The sequence below is a fragment of the Pseudomonas sp. K5002 genome, assembly GCF_013386655.1.
Taxonomy (GTDB): domain Bacteria; phylum Pseudomonadota; class Gammaproteobacteria; order Pseudomonadales; family Pseudomonadaceae; genus Aquipseudomonas.
In genome coordinates this window covers 1-3,267 of record NZ_JACARK010000786.1, presented here as the reverse complement: position 1 = coordinate 3,267, position 3,267 = coordinate 1, and the positions used below count along the sequence as shown (strand labels likewise).

Sequence of the window (3,267 nt, the reverse complement as noted above, 5' to 3'; positions counted from 1 at the left end):
AAAGGCGTGCCGGCGGTGGATTGCAGCACCATCGACCCGCAGACCGCCCGCGATGTAGCGGCGGCGGCAGCGAAACAAGGCGTGGTGATGGCGGATGCTCCAGTGTCCGGCGGCACCGGCGGTGCCCAGGCCGGGACGTTGACCTTCATGGTCGGCGCCACCCCGGAACTGTTCGCCACCCTGCAACCGGTGCTGGCGCAGATGGGCCGCAACATCGTCCATTGCGGCGAAGTCGGCACCGGGCAAATCGCCAAGATCTGCAACAACCTGCTGCTGGGTATCACCATGGTCGGCGTCAGCGAAGCCATGGCCCTGGGCGATGCGCTGGGCATCGACACCCAAGTGTTGGCGGGAATCATCAACAGCTCCACCGGGCGCTGCTGGAGTTCGGACACCTACAACCCATGGCCAGGGATTATCGAGACGGCGCCGTCGTCCCGGGGTTATACCGGTGGGTTTGGTGCAGAACTGATGCTCAAGGATCTGGGACTGGCCACTGAAGCGGCCCGCCAGGCACACCAGCCGGTGATCCTCGGCGCAGTGGCGCAGCAGTTGTATCAATCGATGAGCCAACGTGGGGAAGGGGGCAAGGACTTCTCGGCGATCATCAACAGCTATCGAAAACCAAAGTAGGGCGATTGTCCTTCTTCACTGTGGATCCCTGATTTTTACTGCGTAGACCTTCCAGCACCAGCTCACTACTGGTGCTTTTTTTTGGCCTGAATAAACCCCTTCGCGACGTTTGTGGGAGGGCGGTATTACTTATCGACTAATGCCTAGGGATAAGGTTTTTTTGCATTGTTATAGTTGTGAAATAAACTTTTACAAGTTTCAGGTGTGACGCTGAAATATCATGTTTTTGATCATGGGTTATTCATTTGGTGAGTGTCCATGGGGCGCTCGATTATCATGCCGTTATAATTTATTTCTCAGTTATGTGTGTTCGGTTTGTCGTGGCTTCCCTCATTAAACACCCATGTTTATTGCGTGTTTACATTTCTCTTTGATGTTGACTATTGCCTCGCTAGTATCGGTTTTGCGAGCGTTGTCATGGTTGCTGCGTCTCGATAACTTCCGCCGAAGCGTTGTACTTTCAAAGTTGTGCAGGTGTGTCAGAGATGGCTAGCGAATGGATGCGTACATCGGGTTTCCCAGGGCTATCGGCCTCATCGAACGAGGCCGCCCTGGAACTTGAAAAAGCCCGCATCCTGGCCCGTCACCTCTCCCGGTTGCTCGACCTCTGGGCTGCGATGCAGTCCAGCCCAAGGCCCGGGCAGGCTTATTCTGACGCCAAGGATGTGCCACCTCATTCGGTGTCAGCGTGTTGCAAGCGCACGCGTGTGGGTCTGCAATGTCGTGAAGAAACCGGCGTCGGTTGATCGCTGTAAATCCTGACCAGTCCTATATAAACGCAAAAAGAGTTTCGTGCTCGGCGGTAACTACCGTCGTGGGCATTCGCTCGCGCTGAAATACGTGTGTCCATATAAAAAACGGGTGAGAGATGAAAAACATAACTATTGTCGACAAGGCAACGGGGACGGCGACAGAGCATGCCTTTGGCAACGCCAGCCTCAAGGGAACCAGCATTGTAAAACTGCCGTTCGGACAAGAAAGCGTTCAATCGTTTCAACAGTCCGGCCAAAACCTGGTGGTCACTCTGAAGTCTGGAGAAACCATCACCATTCAGAACTTTTTTGTGGTGGGAGCCGACGGCTCCGCTAACCAACTGGTACTGGAAAATGCCGACGGAACATTGTTGCTCGGCAACTATTCCACGCCGTATTCGGGTTTCAACTTCACCGAAATCTCGACCCTGGACGACCTGGGTGTGGCAGCCATTGCCGCTGACAGTGCGGTGCCGGACTGGGTGCTGTGGGGCTTGGGCATCCTCGCCGTCGGCGGTACCGCCGCGGCATTGAGCGGTGGTGGCGGTGGTGGTGGCCATCATCATCAAACGCCAGTTCCTGCACCCGGTGCTGCGACCGGTTTATCGGTCAACAGCGCGGGCACGGTGGTCAGCGGTAAAGGTCAGCCTGGCACCACAGTCACCGTCAAGGATGCCGCCGGTAACGTACTGGGCACAGGCACTGTGGGTACCGACGGCAACTTCCAGGTCAACCTGGACAAGCCGCAAACCAATGGCGAAACCCTGCAAGTCGTCCTCAAGGATGCCGCGGGTCAGGAATCGCAACCTGCGTCTGTGGTAGCGGGTGATACAACCGCCCCCGCCGCACCGAACGGTTTGGCCGTCAGTGCAGACGGTACAACCGTCAGCGGTAAGGGCGAGCCTAATTCGACCGTGATCATCAAGGATGCCAATGGCGAGGTCCTCGGCACCGGCACCGTGGATGCTGAAGGCAACTTCCAGGTCACCCTGGGAACTGCGCAAACCAATGGCGAAACCCTGCAAGTCACCCTCAAGGATGCTGCCGGCAATGAATCGTCCGCCAGCCCCGTGGTGGCTGGCGACAGCACCGCCCCGGATGCGCCGACCAACCTGGTGATCAGTGCCGATGGCGCAACTGTCAGCGGTAAAGGTGAACCGAACGCTGCCGTGAGCATCAAGGATGCCAGCGGCAATGTGATCGGTACGGGCACCGTCGGCGCGGATGGCAATTTCCAGGTTTCGCTCGACACACCCGCGTCCGAAGGCGAAAGCCTGGCGATCACGCTCAAAGACGCTGCCGGCAATGAGTCGGCTCCGGGTGCGCTGGTTGTCGCCGATATTGAGACACCGCTTGCGCCGCGCAACCTGGCAATCAGTGACGTGGGTGACACGCTCAGCGGTGAAGGCGCCGCGGCCCACAAAGTCATCATCCTCAACGATGCTGGTGAAGTGGTCGGCAGCGGAACAGTGGCAGATGACGGCACATTCCTGGTGCAACTGAACTCGCTGCACATCAATGGCGAGCGGCTACGCGTGTTCCTGCGCAACTTCTCGGGCAAGGAATCCCTGCCAGGCATCGTCATCGCGGGGGACACCATCGCCCCGGATGCCCCAACCAACCTGGTGGTTGGCGAAGATGGCAGCACCGTCACCGGCAAGGGCGAACCGCGCGCGACCGTTACCGTGAAAGACGCCGATGGCAACGTGATCGGCACTGGCACGGTCGGCGACGACGGTAATTTTCAAGTCACCCTGGATCCGCTTCAGGTTAACGGCGAAACACTGGCTGTCACATTGACCGATGCAGCAGGCAACGAGTCTGTTCCGGCTTCTGTGATCGCTGTTGATATTGATGATACGGACGCTGATGCGGATGCTGA

General features: G+C 57.9%; 2 protein-coding genes. Both read left to right on the top strand.

Translation table 11 applies throughout. The features are described from left to right. A partial coding sequence (gene mmsB / locus HX846_RS28515) for a 3-hydroxyisobutyrate dehydrogenase (protein WP_178966577.1) occupies positions 1 to 633 on the top strand: 633 nt, incomplete at its 5' end. 868 nt (positions 634 to 1,501) lie between these two features. Continuing rightward, the coding region (locus HX846_RS28510; protein WP_178966575.1) for an Ig-like domain-containing protein at positions 1,502 to 3,267 on the top strand (1,766 nt) is incomplete at its 3' end.